Origin of the sequence: Corynebacterium sp. HMSC076G08 (assembly GCF_001811515.1) — a bacterium.
Taxonomy (GTDB): Bacteria; Actinomycetota; Actinomycetes; order Mycobacteriales; family Mycobacteriaceae; genus Corynebacterium; species Corynebacterium hiratae.
Map to the genome: position 1 here is coordinate 1 of NZ_KV805039.1, position 22981 is coordinate 22981.

23 protein-coding genes and 1 other RNA gene are annotated in these 22981 nt (G+C 60.1%); 15 read left to right on the plus strand and 9 right to left on the minus strand.

The window, feature by feature from the left end; translation table 11 throughout:
* Positions 1-9 precede the first annotated feature (9 nt).
* The 5 genes from HMPREF2806_RS05650 to HMPREF2806_RS05670 all read right to left on the minus strand — a co-directional run bounded on the left by HMPREF2806_RS05650 (position 10) and on the right by HMPREF2806_RS05670 (position 2942).
* Positions 10-765, minus strand: coding sequence for a vWA domain-containing protein (locus HMPREF2806_RS05650; protein ID WP_232745306.1), 756 nt, complete (start codon positions 763-765; stop codon positions 10-12).
* Between the two features lie 236 nt (positions 766-1001).
* The gene (locus HMPREF2806_RS05655) at positions 1002-1448 is read right to left on the minus strand and encodes a DUF1990 family protein (protein WP_070516686.1); all 447 of its coding nucleotides are present in this window, start codon (positions 1446-1448) and stop codon (positions 1002-1004) included.
* A 3-nt stretch (positions 1449-1451) separates the two neighbouring features.
* Positions 1452-1760, minus strand: a complete 309-nt coding sequence (locus HMPREF2806_RS05660; RefSeq protein ID WP_070516688.1) for a hypothetical protein — start codon at positions 1758-1760, stop codon at positions 1452-1454.
* A 47-nt stretch (positions 1761-1807) separates the two neighbouring features.
* Positions 1808-2488 carry a DUF4232 domain-containing protein gene (locus HMPREF2806_RS05665; RefSeq protein WP_049156136.1) on the minus strand — a complete coding sequence of 227 codons (681 nt, stop codon included), beginning with the start codon at positions 2486-2488 and terminating at the stop codon, positions 1808-1810.
* A 25-nt stretch (positions 2489-2513) separates the two neighbouring features.
* A complete protein-coding gene (locus HMPREF2806_RS05670) occupies positions 2514-2942 on the minus strand; it encodes an NUDIX domain-containing protein (RefSeq protein WP_049156140.1) in 429 nt (142 codons plus the stop codon).
* 188 nt (positions 2943-3130) lie between these two features.
* Between HMPREF2806_RS05670 and HMPREF2806_RS05675 the strand changes: the two genes are divergently transcribed.
* Positions 3131-4333 (plus strand): S1 family peptidase, encoded by a 1203-nt coding sequence (locus tag HMPREF2806_RS05675; protein ID WP_070516691.1) that lies wholly within the window; start codon positions 3131-3133, stop codon positions 4331-4333.
* A gap of 268 nt (positions 4334-4601) precedes the next feature.
* On the opposite strand, the gene hisN is transcribed toward HMPREF2806_RS05675, so the two are convergent.
* Together hisN and HMPREF2806_RS05685 are read right to left on the minus strand one after the other, a co-directional pair.
* Positions 4602-5375 (minus strand): histidinol-phosphatase, encoded by a 774-nt coding sequence (gene hisN / locus HMPREF2806_RS05680; RefSeq protein WP_070516693.1) that lies wholly within the window; start codon positions 5373-5375, stop codon positions 4602-4604.
* On the minus strand, positions 5368-6195 hold the full coding sequence (locus HMPREF2806_RS05685; protein WP_070516695.1) for an inositol monophosphatase family protein: 828 nt from the start codon (positions 6193-6195) through the stop codon (positions 5368-5370). Before HMPREF2806_RS05685 ends, hisN begins: the two co-directional genes overlap by 8 nt.
* Before the next feature lie 69 nt (positions 6196-6264).
* Between HMPREF2806_RS05685 and prfB the strand changes: the two genes are divergently transcribed.
* From prfB to HMPREF2806_RS05710, 5 genes are read left to right on the plus strand one after another with little or no spacing between them, the layout of a single operon-like run.
* A complete protein-coding gene (gene prfB, locus HMPREF2806_RS05690; protein WP_070516697.1) occupies positions 6265-7371 on the plus strand; it encodes a peptide chain release factor 2 in 1107 nt (368 codons plus the stop codon).
* A gap of 33 nt (positions 7372-7404) precedes the next feature.
* Entirely contained in the window at positions 7405-8094 is a 690-nt protein-coding gene (gene ftsE, locus HMPREF2806_RS05695; RefSeq protein WP_070516698.1) for a cell division ATP-binding protein FtsE, read from the plus strand.
* Positions 8095-8997: a permease-like cell division protein FtsX gene (ftsX, locus tag HMPREF2806_RS05700; RefSeq protein ID WP_070516700.1), complete on the plus strand. Its 903-nt coding sequence runs from the start codon at positions 8095-8097 to the stop codon at positions 8995-8997.
* Between the two features lie 54 nt (positions 8998-9051).
* Positions 9052-9555 carry an SsrA-binding protein SmpB gene (smpB, locus tag HMPREF2806_RS05705; protein WP_070516702.1) on the plus strand — a complete coding sequence of 168 codons (504 nt, stop codon included), beginning with the start codon at positions 9052-9054 and terminating at the stop codon, positions 9553-9555.
* 10 nt (positions 9556-9565) lie between these two features.
* Positions 9566-9922, plus strand: a complete 357-nt coding sequence (locus HMPREF2806_RS05710; RefSeq protein WP_070516704.1) for a DUF488 domain-containing protein — start codon at positions 9566-9568, stop codon at positions 9920-9922.
* Here the strand turns inward: HMPREF2806_RS05710 and HMPREF2806_RS05715 are convergent.
* A complete protein-coding gene (locus HMPREF2806_RS05715; RefSeq protein ID WP_070516706.1) occupies positions 9919-11190 on the minus strand; it encodes an SLC5/6 family protein in 1272 nt (423 codons plus the stop codon). The genes HMPREF2806_RS05710 and HMPREF2806_RS05715 overlap by 4 nt on opposite strands.
* A gap of 211 nt (positions 11191-11401) precedes the next feature.
* On the opposite strand from HMPREF2806_RS05715, the gene ssrA reads away from it, so the two are divergent.
* Positions 11402-11781, plus strand: a transfer-messenger RNA (tmRNA) gene (gene ssrA / locus HMPREF2806_RS05720).
* A 60-nt stretch (positions 11782-11841) separates the two neighbouring features.
* Here the strand turns inward: ssrA and HMPREF2806_RS05725 are convergent.
* Complete coding sequence (locus HMPREF2806_RS05725) at positions 11842-12909, minus strand: LLM class flavin-dependent oxidoreductase (protein WP_070516707.1); 1068 nt, start codon at positions 12907-12909, stop codon at positions 11842-11844.
* Between the two features lie 867 nt (positions 12910-13776).
* Between HMPREF2806_RS05725 and HMPREF2806_RS05730 the strand changes: the two genes are divergently transcribed.
* From HMPREF2806_RS05730 to HMPREF2806_RS05765, 8 genes are all read left to right on the plus strand, one after another.
* Complete coding sequence (locus HMPREF2806_RS05730) at positions 13777-14463, plus strand: DJ-1/PfpI family protein (RefSeq protein ID WP_070516709.1); 687 nt, start codon at positions 13777-13779, stop codon at positions 14461-14463.
* A gap of 162 nt (positions 14464-14625) precedes the next feature.
* Entirely contained in the window at positions 14626-15099 is a 474-nt protein-coding gene (locus HMPREF2806_RS05735) for a GNAT family N-acetyltransferase (RefSeq protein WP_255365989.1), read from the plus strand.
* 299 nt (positions 15100-15398) lie between these two features.
* The gene (locus HMPREF2806_RS05740) at positions 15399-17069 is read left to right on the plus strand and encodes an AbgT family transporter (RefSeq protein WP_070516714.1); all 1671 of its coding nucleotides are present in this window, start codon (positions 15399-15401) and stop codon (positions 17067-17069) included.
* A 4-nt stretch (positions 17070-17073) separates the two neighbouring features.
* Positions 17074-18429 (plus strand): M20 family metallopeptidase, encoded by a 1356-nt coding sequence (locus HMPREF2806_RS05745; RefSeq protein ID WP_070516717.1) that lies wholly within the window; start codon positions 17074-17076, stop codon positions 18427-18429.
* Between the two features lie 174 nt (positions 18430-18603).
* Positions 18604-19635: a siderophore ABC transporter substrate-binding protein gene (locus HMPREF2806_RS05750; RefSeq protein ID WP_070516719.1), complete on the plus strand. Its 1032-nt coding sequence runs from the start codon at positions 18604-18606 to the stop codon at positions 19633-19635.
* A 41-nt stretch (positions 19636-19676) separates the two neighbouring features.
* Positions 19677-20672: an ABC transporter permease gene (locus HMPREF2806_RS05755; RefSeq protein WP_369799710.1), complete on the plus strand. Its 996-nt coding sequence runs from the start codon at positions 19677-19679 to the stop codon at positions 20670-20672.
* Complete coding sequence (locus HMPREF2806_RS05760; protein ID WP_369799709.1) at positions 20669-21727, plus strand: iron chelate uptake ABC transporter family permease subunit; 1059 nt, start codon at positions 20669-20671, stop codon at positions 21725-21727. Before HMPREF2806_RS05755 ends, HMPREF2806_RS05760 begins: the two co-directional genes overlap by 4 nt.
* The gene (locus HMPREF2806_RS05765; protein ID WP_070516726.1) at positions 21724-22479 is read left to right on the plus strand and encodes an iron ABC transporter ATP-binding protein; all 756 of its coding nucleotides are present in this window, start codon (positions 21724-21726) and stop codon (positions 22477-22479) included. The genes HMPREF2806_RS05760 and HMPREF2806_RS05765 overlap by 4 nt, the downstream gene beginning before the upstream one ends.
* The last annotated feature ends 502 nt before the right edge of the window (positions 22480-22981 follow it).

Here is a 22981-nt window from a genome sequence, read left to right on the forward strand (position 1 = left end):
ATCAGGTGTCTACCAAACAGGGGTCAGGTCCGTGGTGAAGAAGGTAGTGGATTCAGCCGAGTGCCCTTTACCCTCCGTCGGAAGAAGAGTGGTGGAGAAGGCCTCTACGTCACGGTCTACCTTGGCCGGGGAACCTTCGGTTTCGCCGCCTTCGATCTCCTCTAAGTTTGACTCGTAGGCGTTGAAGGTGCGGGGTGCTGCGCGGTTCAGTTCCTTGGCCAAGCTATCGGCGTCGGAGGCGTCGGCGTAGGTGCCGCCGGTGGCGTCGGCAATGCACTGCAGTTCCTGCTGTGCCTCGGGCTCAACGTTGAAGCCGACGGTATTGATGACTAGGTCGATGCCCTGCTCCTTCAGCTCTTTCGCCACATCACACACGGGTGGCGGGGTGCAGGTGGCAACGCCATCGGAGACCAAGATGATGCTGCGCTGGCCTTCCTCTGGTAGCTCAGCGGCGGCCTTGCGTAGGGACTCGCCGATGGGGGTGAATCCTCGTGGCTGCAAGCCATCCATATGGGCGATCATCTTCTCAGAGTTACCGGCCTCGGGTGGTGCGACCACGGTGATGTCCTGGCAACCGGCCGCCTCATCTTCGGGGGCTTCGCCGGTGTTGCCACCATAGGTGACAAGCCCCAGAGGGGCGTCATCTCCGGCTTCGGTGATGAAGGTGCGGGCGGCCTCCTTGGCGGCATCAATGCGGGTCTGCCCGCCGGCATCGTTGGTGATCATCGAGCCGGAGGAATCGAAAACCACCATGGTTGGAGCCATGTTGCTGGAAGTGGAGTTGGCCGATTCGGAAGGTTTGTCTTCCGCGGCGGCTAAGGGAAACAGCCCGGTTGCAGCTGCCGCGGCTAACACCGCGAGAATGGCCGCTAAGGCCACCGATAAGGAACGGAAAGTATGGTGAGGGAAAGTGTGCATGTGAGTTAAGTTACATGCCAAGTGGTTACCTCGCTAGGCGAGCGTGGAACCGAGGGGGAGTGCGCCCCATTGACACCCCGCTATTAGTCATCCAAAGCGTGCAGGTAGAAAAAGCGGATCAGCGCGCGCCGGGGAATATCGAGCAGCGGGCGCAGAAAGGCGAGGCGGGCGGGTTGGGAGGAGGCGTCGACAAGCAGGAGCGTGCGCCCATCCCGCAGGCGCTCCAGGGTAAAGGTTTCCTCGCCGCGCTCGATGTGGCCGGGGAGGGTGCCGTAGGTAAAGCCGCAGCGGCCCTCCTCGTGGAATACATCCACCACTCGGCAGCGAAACTCCCATGGGCCTAACCCGAGGGAGACCTCTGCGCCTTCTTCTACGATGGCGTGGCTGGGAGTAACCCGGAAGAGGCCACTGCGCTGCAGGCCCCAGCGAAAAAGTTTGTCTGCCGCAGTGTCATAATCAGCGTCGATGACGCGGGACATGTGTAGCTGTGGGAACCCTTCGGCGGAGGAGTAGGAGAGTGGCTCGGGCATCGCTTAGGCCCTGTCGTCTGCACGGCGAAGCCAGGCGCAGAGTTCCTTCTGTGCGCGGTCCACGCCGCCGGGGTAGCCTTCCTCAAGCTCGAGTTTGACGTCATCGAAAATGCGCTCTGAGATGAGCTCCGCGCGCTCTCTACTCAGTTGTCCTTGTAGCTCATCGAGCGGCACTTTGAGCTCCGTATAGGGACTCGGGCGGAAGTACCACGACCGCATGTCCTCCGAATAAACGGCAATAGTTGTCTTCGTCATGTGCGATTCCAGCACAACGTTCCCAAACACCAGCGACGTCAGCTTCTTGGATTCCATGGCCGCGAGTGTAGACCGATGTGAACGCCTGCTGCTTTTAAGCGGGTTTAACCTGCGGTAACCGGTTGGATAGAGAGGTAGTTGGCATCGCCAGCGCACCCTTCGAAGCCGGAAATGCGGATGAAGGCGCTGGCGGTTTCGCCGGGCGGGTAGACGCGCAGGCCGTCGGCCGCCTGGGGCTGGCAGGAAGTTGGGTCAAGGACACCCATGTTGGTCATCTTCAGGCCCGCACGGGCAGAGTGCCCGGGCTCGAGCGTGACGGTTGCTGTTTCTTGGCCCGATTCACGCTCGGCGGCGGGGCCGAGCTGGGTGCCGTCGTCATTGGTGACGGCGGAGACGCCAGGAAAGCCTTGCAACGTACACGGTGCGGGAGAAGTGTTGGTGAACGTAATGTCAGCCAAGCGTGAGCCGGCGGCCCCCTGCTCGTTGGCAAGACTGATATCTAGCTGTTTCGTTGTGCAGGCGCTGTCGGCGGCAGTCGGGATTGCGCCTTGGGCGCTGTGCGCGTCTTCGCTTGTCTCGGGTGACTTCTGTTCGGCGGCCGCTGAATCTGCGTCGTGTGACTGCGGGTCTGCGGATGTTGAAGCCCCAGATTCGGCGCTGGCGGCTTGAGTGGTGGGGGAGACAGCGGAAAGCGTGGCGTCGGTGCTGTCATCGGTGGCGCAGCCGGCCAGTGCAAGGGCAAGGGAACCGGCGGCGAGAACGGGGAGTAGTCGCTGCGTAATCATGGTGGGGAGTCTAGACGCTATGGGCTTAGAGGTCCTGCAGAGCGGGGAATACCCTCTCCCTAAGTAATGGGGCGACGGTGACGTCTGGGGCAGCGGGATCGACCCAGGCTAGCTCTGCAATCTCCTTGTCAGGATGGGCGACGGAAATCTCTTCTTCACAGACATAGACGTGAGCGTGGATCGTCTGAGGTGCGTCATTGGCCGCAGGCGAGACATAGGTGGCTAGGCGGCGCAACTTCGACATATCAACCGCGGCGCGAACAGCCTCGTGGGCGATGAGCTGGGCGGCGCGAGCTGGATTAATGGTCTCATCGATGGAGCCAAATGGCAGGACGAATTCTGGAGTATCGGTGGCGCGGATGACAAGAACGCGGCCATGGTTATCGCGCAGGATTACAGCGACTATCTCAGCAATGCCTGCAGGAGATGACGAAGAATTGGCAGTCTCAGACATGCCTCCATAGTAGGTCTGCGGAGGCGCGGCAGGCGGTGAAAGATAAGAGGGGGCACCCGAAAACTGTCAGTAGTGTAACGGCTTGGACACAGTCCCACACGTTAGAAAACGGCTACCCCAGTGCGCGTGTCATCATGGGGGAAGTCTTATAGACCAATACGAGAAGAAGTGAAAAGAGGAATTGCTCAATGAGAAAAATTCCGCACCTTAAGAAAGTCATTGTGGGCTCGGCTTTCGCAGGTGCGTTCTTCCTGGGTAACCCAATGGCGGGTGCTCAGGAGCTCCCCACCATCCCGGAGATTGATTCAGCAGGTTTTGTCGACCAGGTACGCACGGATCTGCAGTCCGTAGGTATTGAGACCAAGCCCGTGGACAAAGAGCTGACCGACGCCCTCGATACCGCCGTCAACGGTGCTGCCGCAGCGGCATCGAAGGATGTGAATCAGGCAGTCGAGGGAGCCGTGAACTCGCCTGCGGCGCAGCGCCTCGCGGAGCAAGCGAACCTGCAAACGCAACTGCCGGCCCCGTCCGAGCAGCAAGATTATGCCGGCGCTGATGCCATCACGGGTGAACCGCTGACGAACCCGACGCCTATCGGACTGCTGGAGGAAGCCACGCAGCCGGAATTTGTACCCCAGGGCACGGATCCGAATTACGTGTGGAAGAACGACCTGTTCTCCAAGATTGCTGCTGGTAAACCGCACGCGGAGTACGTTCTGCATCGAGTCCCTGGTTCTTTCTACGATGCTCCCCAGATCCCCGAGGAATCCAACGTTGCGATGACCGAAGGGAAGTCTCTGTACGGCCCGGGAACTCCGCTGTACATCCGTGAGGACACCATGTGCACGCTGACGGCAGCCGGCACTGATGCCGAAGGCCGCAAGGTCGGTATTACAGCTGGTCACTGCGGAAATGTCGGCGACCCGGTGTCCTCGGCGGACTCCTGGCAGGTAGGCCCCACCGGCACCGTGGTAGCGAAGAACGCGAACCTGGACTACTCGCTCATCGAGTTTGGCTCCCAGGCCGAGGTAACCCGCAGCTATAACGGTGTGACCGCCCAAGGGATCGGTGGCACCACCCAGCCGGGCGATATTACCTGCAAGAGCGGTGTGGCTACCGGCCGCACCTGTGGCATGACCTTCCAGCACAGTCAGAAGATCACCATCAACCAGGTGTGCGCGATGGTCGGAGATTCCGGTGCGCCGGTCTTCCACAATGGCCGCATTGTCGGCTCGGTATCCCGCGGACTGGTGCCAGGCCTGCCGTCGTGCCGCACCCCGTGGCAGGGCGCGCTGCACAACCCGACGGTCGTTTCTAATACCGATGTCATCATCGCGGATCTCAACCGCCGCGAGGGCGTAGGTTCCGGATTCACGCTTCCGGAGAACTAACCACCGCTGCGAAAAGGGGCCCTGCGGGGCCCCTTTAGTCGTGTGTGGGGTCCGTTTTCGTAAATAAGGCCGAAAAACTTGCGTTCTGAAGGGGCTTGTTTGCGAAAACGGTCACGGAGCCGCGGGCGCGTGGCTGGGAGAGTACGTTTCTAACAAATAGTGCCCCAGATCTTTAAAGATCTGGGGCACTAAATGATCGAAATGACCTTCGGAACACGATCCGCTGGGGTGCGGCACCGGCCCGCGGCGCTGGGGTGCTGTGCGGGGCCTAGGAGAGGGCGCTGAGGGCGGCGTCGTGAAGCTTGCCGTTGGAGGCCAGTGCCGAGCCGCCGTGGGGGCCGTCTTCGCCGCGGACGTTGGTGAAGCGTCCACCGGCCTCGGTCACGAGGAGTGCCGGGGCGGCCAAATCCCACAGGGAAACCTCCGGCTCGGCAGCGATGTCGACGGCACCTTCGGCCACGAGGCAGTAGTTCCAGAAGTCGCCGTAGCCGCGCAGACGCCAGACCTTATCCGTGAATGAGACGAAGGCATCGCGGTGCGGGCGCCAGCCCGATAGCGAGCTCATGGCCAGGGAAGCGTCTTCCAGTTTGGAGACCTCGGAGACACGCAGGCGTTTTGGCTCCCCACCGAAGACGCGGTAGGCGCCGCTGCCCTTGGCCGCATACCAGCGGCGGCGCAAGGCTGGGGCGGAGACGACGGAGACGACCGGCTCGCCGTCCTCCAGCAGTGAGATTAGCGTGGCCCAGACGGGAACGCCGCGCACGAAATTCTTCGTGCCGTCGATGGGGTCGATGACCCACTGGCGGCCCTCGAAGCAAGCCTCGCCGCCAAACTCTTCACCCAAAACTTCATCGCGCGGGCGGGAGCGCTTCAGGGCTTCGCGGATCGCCTTCTCACAAGCCAGGTCCGCATCTGAAACCGGGGTCATGTCCGGCTTCTCTTTGACTGACAAGTCTGCAGCCTCAAAGCGGTGCATCGTAATGGCGTCCGCATGGCCCGCCATCTCCAATGCCAAGCCGAGGTCCTCTTTGTACTTACCCACGGAGCCATTCCTCCATCTGATCAACTACCTGTTTATTACCCGCGATACACCATTCCACACCGCCGGCTTCAACCTTGCGCGCCGCGCCGCCTGCAGCCAGCACCAGCGCTTGGCCGGGATACCAATCCCAATCCTTGACTGAGTGCTGCATCCAGGCACCCCACGTGCCATCCGCCACGCAGGAGAGATCCACGGAGCCCGCACCCAGCATGCGCACGGTGGCAAAGTGCGGTGCCACCTTCTCCCAGGCAGCAGCGATTTTCGGGTCGGTCATGGACGTAGGGTGCAAGTACGTCGACAAGCACAGTTTGTCGGCGGGGCTGTCGGTGAGCTTGGCGACGTCCTTGCCGTCCAGGCTCGTGGCGTGGTCGCGGCCGCCGAACCAGGTATAACCCATGGCGGGGCGGTGGACGGCGCCGAGGATGACCCCCTCATCGTCGACAAGCGCGAGTGCGGAGCACCAATAATCGGAACCAGAGGCGAAGTTGTAGGTGCCATCGACGGGGTCGATGACCCACGTGCGGCCGGACTTCGACTCGCGGTTCGCGCCCTCTTCGCCCACGATGCCGTCCTCGCCGCGCAGGGCCTCGAGCACACCGGCGACGAAACGCTCAGCGGCGAAGTCGGCGTCGGTGACGACATCGGAGACGGAGGTCTTTTGCTCGATGTCTACTCCCTGCTCGCGCAGGCGCCAGGCCAGGCGGCCGGCGTTATAGACAAGCGCCTGGGCAAGGTGGGCGTCGGTATCGTCCGCGTGGGCAACGATGAAGGTCTTGATGATGGCATCGATCATCTCGGTGAGGCTTGGCTGGTCACTCATGCCGCCTATTGTCGCGCTAAACGCGGCCGATGGCTAATCAGGGAGAAAGAATAAGTAGAGTAGGGGTCTATGCGTCCGGAACAAACAGCACGACTTGAGGAACTCAGCGCCACTTTGACCTCTATTGAGAAGGTGATGGACCCGGAGGCGGTGTCCGAGCGCGTGCGCGAACTCGAGGCCCAGGCGGGGGACCCGTCGCTGTGGGATGACCCCGACCATGCGCAGAAGGTGACCTCGGAGCTGTCGGCACAGCAGGCAAAGCTGCGCAAGTTGAAGTCCCTGCGCGGGCGGATTGAGGATCTGCCCGTGATGTCTGAGCTGGCGGAGGAAGAGGGCGATGAGGCCTCCCAGGAACTCGTCGACACAGAGCTGAAGGAGCTCGGCGCCGCCATCGAATCGCTCGAGGTGACGACTATGCTCTCCGGTGAGTATGACGAGCGTGAGGCGGTCATCAACATCCGCTCCGGCGCGGGTGGTGTGGATGCCGCGGACTGGGCGGAGATGCTCATGCGCATGTACACGCGCTGGGCGGAGAAGAACGGCCACAAGGTGGATGTCTACGACATCTCCTATGCCGAGGAGGCTGGCATTAAATCCGCGACCTTCGTGGTGCATGGTGAATACATGTATGGCCAGCTCTCCGTGGAGCAGGGCGCGCACCGCCTCGTGCGTATCTCGCCTTTTGATAACCAGGGGCGCCGCCAGACCTCCTTCGCGGAGGTGGAGGTGCTGCCGGTGGTGGAGCAGACCGATTCCATCGAGGTACCAGACTCGGAGGTGCGCGTGGATGTCTACCGTTCCTCGGGCCCGGGCGGGCAGTCGGTCAACACGACGGATTCGGCAGTGCGCCTGACACATATCCCGACCGGCATCGTGGTGACCTGTCAGAACGAGAAGTCCCAGATCCAGAACAAGGCCTCCGCAATGCGCGTGCTGCAGGCGAAGCTGCTGGAGCGCAAGCGCCAGGAGGAGCGCGCGGAACTCGATGCGCTGGGTGCGGGCGGCAATGCCTCCTGGGGTAATCAGATGCGTTCTTATGTGCTGCACCCGTACCAGATGGTCAAGGATCTGCGAACGAATTACGAGGTGGGGGATCCTTCCAAGGTCTTGGACGGGGACATCGATGGCTTCCTGGAATCTGGTATTCGGTGGCGCATGGCGCAGCAGGAGACCTAGGCCCGAGTAACAAATGTTGCTAATGTGGCTTAAGTGATCACTTTCGAGAATGTGTCCAAGGTCTATCCGACCTCCACGAGGCCCGCGCTGGACAACGTGTCCTTTGAGATTGAAGACGGAGAATTCGTCTTTCTCATCGGCCCGTCCGGCTCCGGCAAGTCGACCTTCCTCCAGCTCATGGTGCGCGAAACCAATGTCAGCTCGGGCGATATCTACTTCGGGGATTTCCACGTCAACGCTTTGAAGGGGCGCGAGGTCAACAGACTGCGCCAATCCATCGGCTATGTTTTCCAAGACTTCCGTCTTCTGCCCAAGCTCAATGTCTACGACAATGTCGCCTTTTCCCTCGAGGTCATTGGCAAGGGCAAGGCGCGGATTGCCAAGCAGGTGCCCGAGGTGCTCGACATGGTTGGCCTCGGCGCCAAGCAGCACCGCATGCCGCATGAGCTTTCCGGCGGTGAGCAGCAGCGCGTGGCGATTGCGCGGGCTTTTGTTAACCGTCCCAAGCTGCTGCTTGCCGACGAACCCACGGGCAACCTCGATCCCTCCACAGCTGCGGAGATCATGGCCTTGCTCACCAAGATCAACCGCCGCGGCACCACCGTGGTGATGTCGACGCACAATGCGCGCGCGGTGAACGAGGCCCGCCAGCGCGTCATTGAGCTGCGCAACGGCACGCTGGTGCGCGATGAGAAGAACGCGATGTATGGGGAGGCGGTCTAGGTGAATCTGGGCTTTGTATTCAGGGAAGCTTTCAAAGGTCTAGGCCGTAACATCACCATGACTATCGCCATGGTGATCACCACGGCCATTTCGGTGGCCCTGGTGGTGGCCGGCGTCTTGGTCACCCAGATGACCAATGACACCAAGGACATCTACCTCGAGCGCGTCGAGGTCATGGTCCAGCTCAACGAGGATATTTCTGCCAACGACCCGGAGTGTAAGGACTCCGCCTGCGCAGGGTTGAAGAAGAAGCTAGAGGCGGATGAAGACATCGAGTCCGTCAGCTACCGCAACCGCGAGGATTCCTATGAGCGCTTCGTGGAACTGTTCAAGGAGACCGATCCAGTCATGGTGGAGGAAACCTCCCCGGACGCGCTGCCGGCGGCCTTCCACGTGCGGCTGAAGGATCCGACGGATACCGCGCCTATCGACGCCATCGCGTCCGACCCCGCCGTCAGTGACATCATCGATCAGCAGGAAGAGGTGCGCAGCGCCGCCGGCAACCTTGATGCCATCCGGAATGCCACCTTCGTCTTGGCTGCAGTCATGGCGCTGGCCGCCATCATGCTGATTGCGAACATGGTGCAGATCGCCGCTTACCAGCGCCAGCGAGAGACCGCGATCATGCGCATCGTTGGCGCCTCGCGGTGGGTGACCCATGCCCCCTTCATCATGGAAGCGGTCCTCGGTGCCGTCGGTGGTGTCGTCCTCGCCGGGGTGGGCGTCATCGTGGGAAAGAACACTGTGATCGATCCCGCGCTGAAGGACCTGTACCACAACCAGCTTCTGGCCCCCGTGACGTCTGGGGACGTGTGGACGGCTCTGCCCATCGTGGGGCTAGTGGCAATTCTGTGCGCTGCGCTGACCGCGCAGGTGACCATGCGCGCCTACGTGCGAACATAGGCCAACAGGCCTGTTGTGGGTCGTGCCTGGCAGTAGCGTAATATAGTCCGAACTATGGCGAAGAAGGCAAAGAAGAAAAAGGCGGCCGTCGACAATAACTCGACCTTGGCCACCAACCGACGTGCCCGCCACGACTACACCATCCTCGACACCCTGGAATGCGGCATGGTGCTCGTGGGCACCGAAATTAAGTCGATGCGCGAAGGCAAGATTTCCCTGGCGGATGCCTTCGCCACCATTGACGGCGGCGAGGTCTATATCCGCAACCTCCACATCCCGCAGTATTCCCAGGGTACGTGGACGAACCACTCGCCCAAGCGCACACGCAAGCTGCTCTTGCACCGCCGAGAGATTGACAAGCTCATGGGACAGGTGCGCGATGGCAATAAGACGCTGATCCCGCTCAAGGTGTACCTGAAGGACGGTCGTGCCAAGTGTGAGCTCGGTCTTGCCAAGGGTAAGCAGGACTATGACAAGCGTGAAGCAATCAAGCGCCGTGACCAGGACCGCGACATCACTCGCGAGCTGGGCCGCCGCGTCAAGGGGATTAACGCCTAACCTGGGAGTCATGATTTATACGGCCAAGGTTCATGACGTTATTCGGGGTGAGGAGCAGCCGCGTGGGGTGGCGGCGCTCGTCGACAAGCTCTGGCCCCGTGGCGTGGCCAAGGAGCGCTTGTCCTATGACCACTGGTTCAAGGATGTCGCGCCCAGTCCAGAGTTGCGTAAGTGGTGGGGGCACGATGCTGACACCTTTGAGGAATTTGCGCGACGCTACCGCGCGGAGCTCGACGCGAATGACGGCGAGGAGCTGGAGCAACTGCGCCACCTTGCAGAGCTTGGCGACGTCACCCTCCTCTTCGCCGCCAAGGATCGCGAGGTTAACCACGCCACTGTGTTGAAGGCGTGGTTGGAGGAACGCTAGCCGATGAGGCTCCACACAGTCGCTCCCACGGCAATGAGGCCGGTGATGACGACGAAGACGTTGCTGGGGCGGCCACGGAATTGCTTGAGAGCGTCGATGCGGTGGATGGCATACATCGGCAGCAGGTACAGAATCGAGGCGATGAAGGGGCCGCCGATGGCCTCGATGAGGCCCAGGATTGACGGATCGATGATGGCCACGACCCACGCGGCCACGAAGATGATGCCGTGCATGATGGAATTGAGCTGCTTCTCCGAGAGCTTCGCCGTGGCGCGGGGCGCGGCGCTGCGCAGCAGGAAGTTGCCGCCTTCGGTAGCTCCCAGCACGTGTCCGAAGTAGGAGGAGATGATGGCGATCATCGCGATGATCGGGGAGAGGAATGCCAAGACCGGAACGCCAGTGACGTTGGCCAGGTAAGACAGAACCGGCAGGTTTTGCTCGCGGGCCTCGGCGAGCCCGTCCGCACCAAGCGTGAGGGTGCAGGACCACACGAAGAACATGGTGAACACGGTGAGCAGAATGGCGGTCAGTGCCAGAGCGCGCGAGGCGTTTTCGGAGCTCTTCTCGCGGCCGTGCGCGGCGACCATGGCCAAGGAGAACTGGGAAATGGCGGGGGAATGGTTAAAGGAGAAAACCAGCACGGGGATGATGAGGGCGACAGCACCGACGACGCGCCAATCGTTGTTGCCCACCTCCATGAAGGAGGCGATATCCCAGCGCGGGATGAGGTAAATGGACAGTGCGCCAAGGCAGAAGATCAGCGGGTAGACCAGGAACTGTGTGACGGCCAGCACCATTCGTTGGCCAAAGGCGAAGACGATGGTCATGATGCCCACGAGGAGGAAGGACAACAGTGGGCGCGGAACCGAGGGCCCGTGCAGCTGATTGACGATGAAACTATCAACCGTATTGGTGATCGACACTCCATAAATGAGGACGATGGGAAAGATGGCGCAGAAATAAACCACCGAAATGATAAATCCAGCGCTTTTGCCGAAATAGTCCGTGACCACTGCGGTGATGTCCTCGCCCTGGCGCGGTGACGCACAAATCATGCGGGCCAGACCGCGGTGGGAGAAGTACGTCATCGGGCCAATCAGAATCGTGGCCACGAGGAGGGGCCAGAAGCCGAAACTGCCCGCGTTGATAGGGAGGAAAAGAATTCCAGCGCCTACGGCGGTGCCGAAGAGTGAGATGGCCCATTCGGTGTTGCTTGCTGGGCGTTTAGCGTCTTCCGGGGAGCTGGTGGTTTCGGTATGTGTGCTCACTTTGCAGCCTTTAACAAAGTAGGAGGATAGGACTCACACACCTTAACAGCGTTTAGGTTGATGTTAATCACAAGGGGGTGCTTATGAAAGCTATGCCTCATGTGGCCTGGGGTGAAGCTTGCGGGAATAGGGGCGGGTGCAGTAGCGTTGAACGAACCGTAGGGCGCATAAAGATGCGCGCTGCGCAGCTTTCACAGCAATGTGTGATCGAGGGGTCGACTTGGTTTCGACTTCGTACATTGAGCCAGGGGAAGCGTGCCGGTGCAGGCTAGAGACCACCGTTAAGCGTCGTAGCAACCAATAAACGCAGAGAAGAACTCTCAGCGTGACTACGCCCTCGCTGCCTAATTTCAGCGACGCGTGTCTGTCAGCCTAGGTTTGGTTCCTGACCTAGATCCTGGCATCGACTAGGGAACTTGCCTGACCGGTTTGTTGTTCGGCCGGTTGGGGACTTTGAGAGCAACTGGGCCCATCATCCGGAGCGAGTTTGCCCGAGCCGGAGGGTCGAGTAGAGATCCTGTGCAGACTGCGCACGGAGAAGCCCTGGCGAGGTGACGAAGGACCCGGGTTCAATTCCCGGCGGCTCCACTGAATGGCAAGAAACCCGCTGGTCATAAAGGCCAGCGGGTTTCTTGTGTGAAGGGGGGCGGATTAGTCGATCGGGTAGCCGGTGACCGGGCCCTCGGTGTTCGGCTGCCAGCCCAGCGCAGGGGCGACATGGGTGGCGAAGTTTTCCAAAATCTTCACGTTGACGTCCACCCCCATGCCGGTCGGGATGGTGATTAGCAGGGTGTCGGCGGACATCACGGCCGGGTCGGCCTTGAGCTGTTCGATCAGCTTGTCAGGCTCCGCGGCATAGGTGCGGCCGAAGGTGGAAGCACCGGCATCGGGCAGCACACCCACTTGGTCGGAGCCTGAGGCCTGCATACCGAACCGCTGCATATCGGCGCCGTCCACGATGGGAAAAATGGAGCGGGAGACGGACACGCGCGGGGTCCAGTCGTGGCCCGCTTCCTTCCACGCCGCCCGGTAGCGGCTGATTTGGTCCGCCTGGATCTCACCCAAGGTCGCGGCGGTGGTCTCGGAAACCAAGGTGGAAGACATTAGGTTTAGTGCGTCCCTGGCGGTCTGCTCTGCCGAAGTGTGAGTGCCGGAGCCGTAGAAGATGTGTTTGCGCAGCTCCGGTGCCATGGAAAAGACGGGTAGGGCGGAGCCGGGCTGGAACATATTCGGGTACTGGCGGTCTAGGGGTGCGGCGGTGGCAAATCCGTTGCCGTCCACCGCGGCCATGAACGCCTCGAGGTGGGCCCGCGCCACGTCCGCGCCGTTGGGGGCCTCGCCCTTGTAGCCGAAAGCTTCCCAACCGCGCTCGGCAACCTCCGGGGCGCCGCGCGAGACGCCCAAGGCCACGCGGCCGCCGGAGAGCTGGTAAAGGGATGCGGCCTCTTCGGCGAGGTAGAGCGGGTTTTCGTAGCGCATGTCGATCACGCCGGTGCCCACCTCGATGTTCTTGGTGGTGGCGGCGACAGCGCCGAGCAGCGGCATTGGGGCTGAGGCTTGCGGTACGAAGTGGTGGACGCGGAAAGACGCGTTGTTCACACCGATCTCATCTGCAGCCTGGGCGATTTCCAGGTGAATCTTCGCGACTTTTTCCGCGGACGGGCCGCGCTGGCCGCCGAATGCGTAGTGTCCGAAGCTTAAGAATCCGAATGCTTTCATTGGTCAAACACTCCTATTGGTGACGTATCAACAACTAGGGTAATGCCTCGTTCGAAGATTGTCACGGCCTAAGGCGGGCTCCGCTTCAAACCTTAAGTGAAGAACTTCTAGTCAGGCCTACAACCGCGCATGCTCAGGGGCTTGTCCGAGCCGGAGAGCCCGTTAGAGATCCTGTGCAGGCTGCGCACGGAGAAGCCCAAGCGGGGTAACCCGCTGGGCCGCTAAACTGGTGTAACAGCTGTCTGGCGGGAAACGCTAGGGGGTTCTGAATAGAGGAAGATGTGTGAAGCCGCTTGCAGGCTTTTAAGTTCCCTAAGGGGGTGAAAAATTGATCGCTTTCGCTGGGACTATCGCGGCCGTGCTAGGGCTGAATGTTGTGGCGAATGAAACCGGTGCGAACTCCGAGGGGTTCGTAGTTACAGCTATTCTCTTGGGGTTCGGGTTGGCTCCCTTTGTTGGCGATTCTCTGGAGCGCCATATTCCGATTTCGATGTGGCGGCGTGTGTCTTTTTCTCGCGTTGCTAGCCGTCGGTGGGGCGTCGAGCTATTCAATGCTGTGCTTACGCGAATCGGATGGAATGGCATGATTCTGGCGATGCGCAGAGAAGAGTCCGCCAAGTGTGAAGGGGTGAACCCCCTTCGGCCGATGCGAGCGTCGGCAGCCGGTCATGGGTGGGGATTGCTGCTCCATATATGTAGCGCTGGATGGTGCGCTGCGGCAGGCGGATGGTTAGCGGCTACAGTTCTTCTTGCTATCGGTGCTGTGGGCCATCTATATCCGGTTTTGCTTCAATTTCGTGTGCTTACGGATGCTCGGGAGAGATAGGTCAAGCTCGGCGGCGTTGCGGCCTGCTTTAGGATGGCCGCATGGATACCGAACCTCTCCGCATCGCAGTCGTCTTGTTTGAGGGCTTTGAGCTTCTCGACGTCTTCGGGCCCGTCCAACTTCTTCAAGCCGTCCCTGAGATCGCGGTTGTCTTTGCAGGGCCGGATGGTGAGCCAGTTGCCAGCTCGCAGGGCGTGGAAGTGGTGCCGACAATTTCTTATGGGCAGATTGAGCTGGCCGACGTCCTTCTTGTCCCGGGCGGTAAAGGAACCCGGCGGCTCGTGGGGGACGAATCTTTTCTGTCGTGGCTTCGTGAGGTGGGCGCACAAGCACCGTGGGTTGCCTCTGTGTGCACGGGTTCTGCGGTATTGGCGGCGGCGGGGCTCTTGGAGGGCTACGCCGCAACAAGCAACAAGCGTGCGTTTGCATGGGCGAGCTCCTTCGGGGTGTCTGTGACTTGGAAGCCCAAGGCGCGGTGGGTGCAGGACCGCAATCGATGGACTTCCTCAGGCGTGGCGGCGGGCATGGATATGACGGTCGCGCTCATTGCGGAGCTCATTTCGGAGGCGGCAGCCGTCGATGCCGCCAACTTTGCGGAATACGAGCCGCATCGCGATTGCGAGTGGGATCCTTTCGCGCGGATAAACGGGCTGGTGCCCTCGAGCGGTGACAAAGCTGAGCGTGGGGATGTAACATTCGGGCAATCTGACGACGCTCACGGTAGATAAGGGGTCAAAAACTAGGGGGCGGATTCGTTCACTATTTACCGTGAGTGTAGCGATGGGTGAAAAGCGCTCTTGGTGAGAGGGCACTCGGAACTTCGTCGTCAGCAGAAGCGTTAATGTTCTAGTGACTGATCAAATCTTGCGTGGTGAACTATGGCGATAAAGATGCCTATCGACTTAAGGCCGCTTCGTGTCGAGGATGCTACCGAGATGGCTACTGTGCTTTCCAGCCGTGCCCTGTACACGTTTACGGGTGGTGAGCCGCCTTCTGCTGATGAGCTTGCGCGACGGTACGCGTTCCAAACCCGAGGCGGCTCGAGCGACGGTACCGAAGAATGGATCAATCTCATCGTCACCCTCGGTTCGAGTAAGCAACCGATAGGTTACGTCCAGGCGACTGTGCCTCGCAGTGGTGATCCGACGGAGATCGCATGGGTGATTGGGAAACAGTGGCAAGGGCATGGATACGCCAAGGAAGCCGTGAAACTGCTTAGCGCTTATCTTGCGGAGCGATGCATTACGCATCTCATCGCTCATATCCATCCCGAGCACTTAGCCTCACAGCATGTCGCTGCCTATGCAGGGATGAGCCCCACGGCACAGGTCGTTGACGGCGAAGTCCGTTGGGAGCACAGATAGTCTCCAACGAAATCGTGAAAAGCGAGCATCATTGCCAACTCAGGGCTAATGGACACCTCTCAGTGTCGTTCACGGTAGATAAGGTGCTAAAAACGGTCGATTTTGGGGCACTATTTGCAGTGAGCGTAATGAGAATCCCGTGAGGGGTGTAGGGGCGCGGGGCGAAAGCGGAGTAGGGCTGGCCGGGAAAATGTGACGAAGAAGGAAAATATTTGTTACCCAAGTTACATTCCCGTGGTAGTCTTTCCCCAACAGTGTGACGTGGAGCACTGGGACTGACCCCTACGACAGGAGTACCCATGAACAGCCCATCCAATGCTGCGCCACAAGGCGGCGCCGGCACCACGGAGAAGTCGAAAGCAAATCCCGCCAAGGCCGAGCAAAAATCGAGCCAACAGTCCGGCGGGGGAATGCTGGATAAATTCCTCAACGGAGTCGAGTACATCGGCAACAAGCTGCCGGAACCCTTCACCATCTTCCTGATTCTTTTCCTGATCACAGGCGTTCTCTCCACCATCATGGCCAAGATGGGCGTGGAGATTAAGATTCCCGGATCGGATGAAATCCAGCCGGTCAAGGGTCTCTTCACCGGTGAGGGGCTGACGTGGTTCACCACGACAATGGGTGAGAACTACATCAACTTCCCGCCACTGGTAACGGTGCTGCCCATTATGCTGGCGGTGGGTGTGGCGGAGCGTTCCGGCATGCTCTCGGCGCTGATCCGCAAGCTCTTCGGTTCCGCCAAGCCCTGGCTGCTTCCGTACGCCGTCGGCGTTATCGGCGTGACCGCCTCCGTTATGGCGGACGCAGCCTTCGTTATCGTCCCGCCGCTGGCCGCGATGGTCTTTAAGGCCGCGGGCCGTCATCCTGTCGCGGGCCTGATTGGTGGCTTCGCCGCCGTGGGTGCTGGCTATTCCACTGCCTTGGTGCCCACCTCCCTGGATGCGCTCTTTGCCGGTATTACGACCGCAGTCATGGAGACTCTGCCAAATACCGAGTTCGCACCCGTTAATGCGATGTCGAACTACTACTTCAACGTGGCTTCTTCCATCGTGCTCGGTGTGCTGGCCGGCTTCATCATCGATAAGGTCATCGAGCCGCGCATGTGGAAGCAGGAAGTCCCCACCGAAGAAGACATCGACCCCGAGGATGCCGCCGAGCGCGGCGACCGCGACGAGAATGGCGAAGAGCTCACCGCTGAGCTGCGCCCGGCCGAATCCAAGGGTCTCATCTGGTCCGGTGTGGCCACGGTCATCCTCACCGCCATCATTCTCTTCGCAGTTCTTCTGCCGGAGTCGCCTTGGCGTAACGAGGAGGGCGGCTTCTTGCCCAAGTCCCCGCTGCTGAACTCCATCGTCTTTATCGTGTTCGCCTACTTCTTGGTGCTCGGCGTGGTCTACGGCAAGGTCGTCGGCACGGTCAAGGGCATCACCGATGTCGTGAACATGATGATCGGCGCGCTCAAGGACATGATGAGCTTCCTTATCCTGGCGTTCATCCTGGGCCAGTTCGTGGCTCTCTTCGCCTGGACCGGTATCGGCACCTTCACCGCGGTGAAGGGCGCTGCCTTCCTGGAATCCATCGGGTTGACGGGCTTCCCGGCCATCTTCGCCTTCATCGTCCTGGCGTCCTGCCTGAACCTGCTGATTATTTCTGGCTCCTCCATGTGGACGCTCATGGCGGCGGTCTTCGTTCCCATGTTTGCTTTGCTCGGCTATGAGCCGGCGTTTATTCAGGGCGCATTCCGCGTTGGTGATTCCGCAACCCAGATCATCACCCCGCTGAACCCGTACATGATTGTCATGCTTGGCTTCCTCCAGCGCTATGAACGCGAGGCGGGTCTGGGAACGCTAATGTCGCGCCTTGTGCCCTTCGTGGTCCCATTCTTTACCGCGTGGGCGATCTTGCTGGCCATCTGGTTCTACGTGGACCTTCCGCTGGGACCGGGCAACAACGTCATGATTGGTTAAACGCATGAATCAACGCAACAATCCATCGACGGCGTATTTGGAGGCGATGGAGGAGGGCGTCGCCAAGCGCGTGGCGTCCGCAGCACCACCGGAAAAACAAGGAGAGGATTACCCAGGCCAGGACAAGCTCTGGGGCGCGGCGGCCGCACGGGCTGAGGCCTTGCGGGAGAAAGCTGCGTACATCGTCGCGGACCTGCACGCACACCCTGAAACAGCCTTCGAGGAGCATCGCTCCATGGCGGTGCTCGCGGACGTCGTTGAAGAGCATGGCTTTTCGACGCGCCGCGGGGTCTACGGCGTGGAGACCGCCTTCGAGGCCTCGTGGCAGAGCGCGGATTTCGATCCCGAGCAGCATCCCACCGTGGCCATCCTGGCGGAGTATGATGCCCTGCCGCAGATTGGGCACGCATGCGGGCACAATGTCATCGCAGCGGCGGGGGTTACGGGATTCCTTGCAGCGACTGCCGTACTAGACGACGCCCCTCCTATGTCCGGCCGCATCCTCCTTCAAGGAACCCCGGCGGAGGAAGGCCATTCCGGCAAGGAATACATGATTCGCGGCGGCAGCCTCGACGGCGTGGATGCCGCGGTGATGATCCATGGCTTTGGTTATGACATCGGCGCGCACGCCTGGGTAGGCCGGCGCATCCTGCGGGTTCGTTATCGCGGCGTGGCCGCGCATGCCAGCTCCCAGCCCTTCATGGGGCGCAACGCCCTCGACGCTGCGAGCCTGGCCTACCAGGGGATTGGTCTTATGCGCCAGCAAATGCCGCCCTCGGATCGCGTGCACGCCATTATGAGCGGTGGTGATCGCCCTTCGATCATCCCGAGCGAGTCGGAGATGACTATTTACGTGCGCTCGTTGGGGACGCGCACACTCATGGATCTGTCCGCCAGGGTGGAGGAGATTGTCCGTGGCGCTGCACTCATGGCCGGTGTTGAGGTGGAAGTTGACTGGGATGAGCACCCGATGACCCTGCCTGTGCGCAATAATGCGGCGCTGGTGGATCGGTGGTCGGCCACGCAGGCGCGCCGGGGACGCACCGCGCTGCCCGCTGGGACGGTGCCGGATACGGTGGCCGCCTCGACTGACTTTGGCAATGTCTCTCACCTCGTGCCCGGCCTGCATCCAATGGTGAAGGTATCGCCAACCGACGTGGCCCTGCACACGGAGGACTTTGCACGCTGGGCTGCCACGCCGCAGGCGGTAGATGCGGCCGTTGATTCGGCGGCAGGTGTGGCACAGGTTGCCCTCGATTTCTTGGCGGATCCGGATTTCCGCCGCGCGGCGCAGGAGGATTTTGATAGGGAAGGGCCAGTGTCGGTGAGTGATCTCATCGCGGAGAAGGGGGAAGGCTAAGCGTAAATATTTTGTTCTAAAAGGCATGTCACGGGGTGGCAGGTGGTGGTCTGCTACCCCCGTCGTGAATTAGGAAACATAAGCGTGCTTGAAAGGTAAGCCTTACTTGAGTTAGGTTAGGCGCTGTCCTTATTTGCCAACTGTGGTTAGCCACACCTAATATGCAAGGAAGCTATGTTTAACCTTTCTCGCCGTGCCTCGCGCACGACCGCCGCCAAAGTTGCCGCAACTCTCTCGGTCGCAGCGCTTGCTCTCACCGGCTGCTCTTCCAGCCAGTCTGAGGAGACCGCTGAGCCGACCGAATCCGCGGCGGCAGGTGCCTCCACCATCACCCTGGAGGATAACTTCGGCTCGAAGGAAGTCACCCTCCCGGTGGAGAACCCTGCGGTGACGGATAACCGCGCCTTCTCTGTCCTGGCGCAGTGGGATATCGACCTTGCTGCCGCACCGCTGAGGCTGGTGCCGAAGTCCTTGCGTGACACCTACAACAAGGACACGGTCGAGGTTGATCTGGGCTCCCACAAGGAGCCGGACCTTGAAGGTCTGGTAGCTGCAGAGCCGGACGCCGTGTGGAACGGCCAGCGCTTCGAGCAGCACCAAGAGGATATTGAGAAGCTGCTCGAGGATGTCCCAGTGCTTGACTTCGAGCCGCGCGATGACGAAGACTTCTTCGACGAGCTCAAGCGCCACACTGAGGCTCTGGGCCAGGTTTTCGGCCATGAAGAGGATGCTGCGAAGCTCATCGAGGATTTCGACGCCGCTGCTGAGCGTGCTAAGAAGGCCTACAACCCAGAGCAGAAGGTCATGGCTGTGAACACCTCTGGCGGTGAAATCGGCTACATCGCTCCCGGCATCGGGCGTGTGTACGGCCCGGTCTTTGAGCTGCTTGGCCTGACCCCGGCCCTGGAGGTGTCCAACGCCTCCGATGACCACGAGGGCGACGATATCTCCGTTGAGGCCATTGCCGAATCCAACCCGGATTGGATCCTCGTCATGGACCGTGACTCCGCTATCTCCAAGGAAGGCCAGGATGTCACGCCGGGCGAGAAGCTGGTCAAGGACAACGCGGCGCTCAAGAACGTTACCGCTGTGAAGGAAGGCAACGTTTACGTGGCGCCGAATGACACCTACATTGATGAGTCCATCATTACCTACACCGAGATCTTGAACGCGCTTGCCGACGCCTTCGAGAAGGCCAACGCCTAAACAACTCTCTCGGCAGCCAAGGAGGAGACTAAACCGTGACGGTGAAGAGCAGCGCTGCGGCCGAGCACTCAGCTGTCAGCCCGCGCAACTCCCGCGGACCTGTGCTGACCTGGAAGCTAGGCCTCGGCGTACTCGGCGTCATCGCGCTGCTCCTCCTTTCCCTCATGGTGGGGGAGTACAGCATCCTCGATAATGAGGACGGCTGGTCCATGTTCTTCACCACCCGCGTACCGCGTACCGTGGCGCTCGTCTTGGCGGGCGCTGCGATGGCGATGAGCGGTTTGGTCATGCAGTTGCTGACCCAAAACCGTTTCGTGGAACCCACGACGACGGGAACCACCGAGTGGGCCGGATTGGGTCTGCTCTTTTCGCTTATCCTTTTCCCGCACTCATCCGTGCTGGTGAAAATGGTCATTTCGGTTTCCTTCGCGTTTGTGGGAACCATGGTCTTCTTCGCTTTCCTTCGCCGCGTGGCGTTGCGCTCCTCACTCATCGTGCCGATCATCGGCATCATGCTGGGCGCTGTCGTTAGTGCCGTATCCTCCTATGTGGCGCTAGCCACGGATACCTTGCAGCAGCTCGGAATCTGGTTCATGGGATCCTTTACCTCTGTCTATGAGGGGCAATACGAGGTCCTGTGGATCGTCCTGCTGGTTCTGATGGCGGTGTATTTCTACGCTGACAAGCTCACCGTCGCTGGGCTGGGTGAGGATATCGCCACCAATATTGGGTTGAACTACCAGCGGATGATTCTGCTGGGCACTGGGCTCATCGCGGTGGCGACGGGTGTAGTCACCGTCGTTGTCGGTGCATTGCCGTTCCTTGGGCTCATCGTTCCCAACGTAGTGAGCATGATGCGCGGCGACGACCTGCGCTCTAACCTCCCGTGGGTCTGCCTGCTCGGTATCGCCACGGTGACCTTATGCGACCTCATCGGCCGCACCATTATTTCCCCGTTTGAAATGCCCGTATCAGTCATCCTGGGCATTGTGGGTGCTATCGTGTTCGTCGTCTTGATCGTGAGGTCGACCAAGTGAGCGTACGTATCTCTATCCCTAAGACGAAGGAACCTGTGCAAACGTCACGTGCCCGGCGAAACGTGGGCAGCTTCCAGTCTGCTGCTGCGGCGCGAAAGTACTGGATCATCCTTGCAGCCTTGATCGTTGCCGGGCTGGTTTTCGCCTTCGGGCTCTTGGCCTATGACAACCCCATGGATTTTGGTACTCGCAAGTGGTGGTTGATCGCGCGTCGCCGCGCTGATGCAGTAACGGCCATGGCCATCGTCGCCGTATGCCAGGCCGTGGCCACGGTGGCTTTCCATACGGTGACGAACAACCGGATCCTTACTCCCTCCATCATGGGGTTTGAATCCCTGTACGTCGCGATTAATACAGCCACGATCTTTTTCCTTGGCGCCTCCGGCCTTACTCAGGCCCGCAACATGGGGACCTTCCTTCTTCAGCTTGTACTCATGGTGGGTCTGTCGCTCTTGCTGTACTCGTGGCTGCTGACCAGCCGCCGCAACAATATGCATGCGATGCTGCTCGTGGGCATCATTATCGGTGGTGGCCTGGGTTCGCTCTCGACGTTTATGCAGCGCATGCTCACACCCAGTGAATTCGACGTGCTCACCGCGCGGCTCTTTGGTTCCGTAAACAACGCGGAGAGCGAGTACTATCCCATCGCGGTACCGTTGGTCCTCGCGGTGACGCTGCTGATGTACCTGAACTCCCGCCAGCTCAACGTGCTAGCGCTGGGGCGCGATGCCGCAACGAACCTTGGCGTTAACCACAAGGTCAATGCAATCTACACGTTGATTTTGGTCTCCATTCTGATGGCGACGAGCACCGCGCTTGTAGGGCCTATGACCTTCCTTGGCTTCCTCGTGGCCACCTTGGCTTACCAGGCGGCGGAGACGTATGACCACCGCTTTTTGTTCCCAATGGCGGTTGCCACAGCCTTTGCCGTTCTCACCGGTGCATACTTCCTGATGCAGCACGTCTTCTACGCGCAGGGCGTGGTCTCCATCATTATTGAGCTAGTGGGCGGCAGCGTCTTCCTTCTGGTCATTCTGCGAAAGGGCAAGCTGTGATCAAGCTATCCAAAGTGTCCAAGTCCTACTCCGGTGAGACCAACATCGGCCCCATCGATTTGGAGATCCCCTCCGGCGGTATTACCGCGCTGATTGGGCCGAATGGCGCAGGCAAGTCCACGATGCTGACGATGATTGGCCGGCTTCTCGACGTCGACGAGGGCACCATCGAGGTCGCCGGTTACGACGTGTCCTCCACGAAATCGCAGGACTTGGCGAAGATCCTTTCCATCCTGCGCCAGGAGAACCACTTCATTACCAAGCTGACCGTGCGCCAGCTGGTGAGCTTCGGCCGTTTCCCTTACTCGAAGGGGCGTCTGACTGCGGAGGATGAAGAGATAGTCTCGCGCTACATTGACTTCTTCCACTTGGGTGAATTGGAGAGCCGTTACCTTGACGAGCTCTCCGGCGGCCAGCGCCAGCGCGCCTACGTGGCGATGGTGCTCTGCCAGGAGACGGACTACGTGCTTCTCGACGAGCCCCTCAACAACCTCGACATCTCACACTCCGTGGAGATGATGAAGCACCTGCGAAAGGCCGCTAAGGAATTTGGCCGGACGATCATCATCGTCCTCCATGACATCAACTTCGCTGCTCGTTATGCCGACCATATTTGTGCGGCCAAGGATGGAAGCATCGTTTCTTTCGGCAGTCCGGAGGAGATCATGCGCGATGAGATTCTCACGCCCATCTTCGAAACCCCCATCACTGTTATCGATGGCCCGGACGGGCTGTTGGCCTGTTACCACTAGCTATTAGCATTCAGGTGGACTGCCCGATAGCCAGAGAACTGCCCCAGGACGAGCATCAAAAGATGCGTCTTCCTGGGGATTTGTTGTTTGTTGGGGGTGTGCGTATATTTATCGAAGTCGCCGCGAGGTAGCCGGGAGGTTAACTGGTGGTAGATGTTCGGGCAATGTTTGTTCGGCGGGTTTGACTTTGGTTGAGCTTGTTGGGTAAGGTTGATCGGGCCGCCGCAAGGGGGTTAACGTTTGGTTAATTTTTGTTGTGGTGTGCGGATGATGTTTGAGAACTCAATAGTGTGCCAATGTACTTTTTGTGTTGGTTGATTTTTATCATTTTGGCTGCGATACGTCGTATGCGTATCGCGGTTGGTGTATGCCGGATGGCGCTTTTCCTTTAAGCGGCGTCATTGTAAATAATATTAAGTTGTTTGGGCATATTGATTTAAATCTTCTAACTTAGGCCAGCTCCCTGTTTATCCCCGTCGGGTTGGGGGTTGGTTGGATTTTT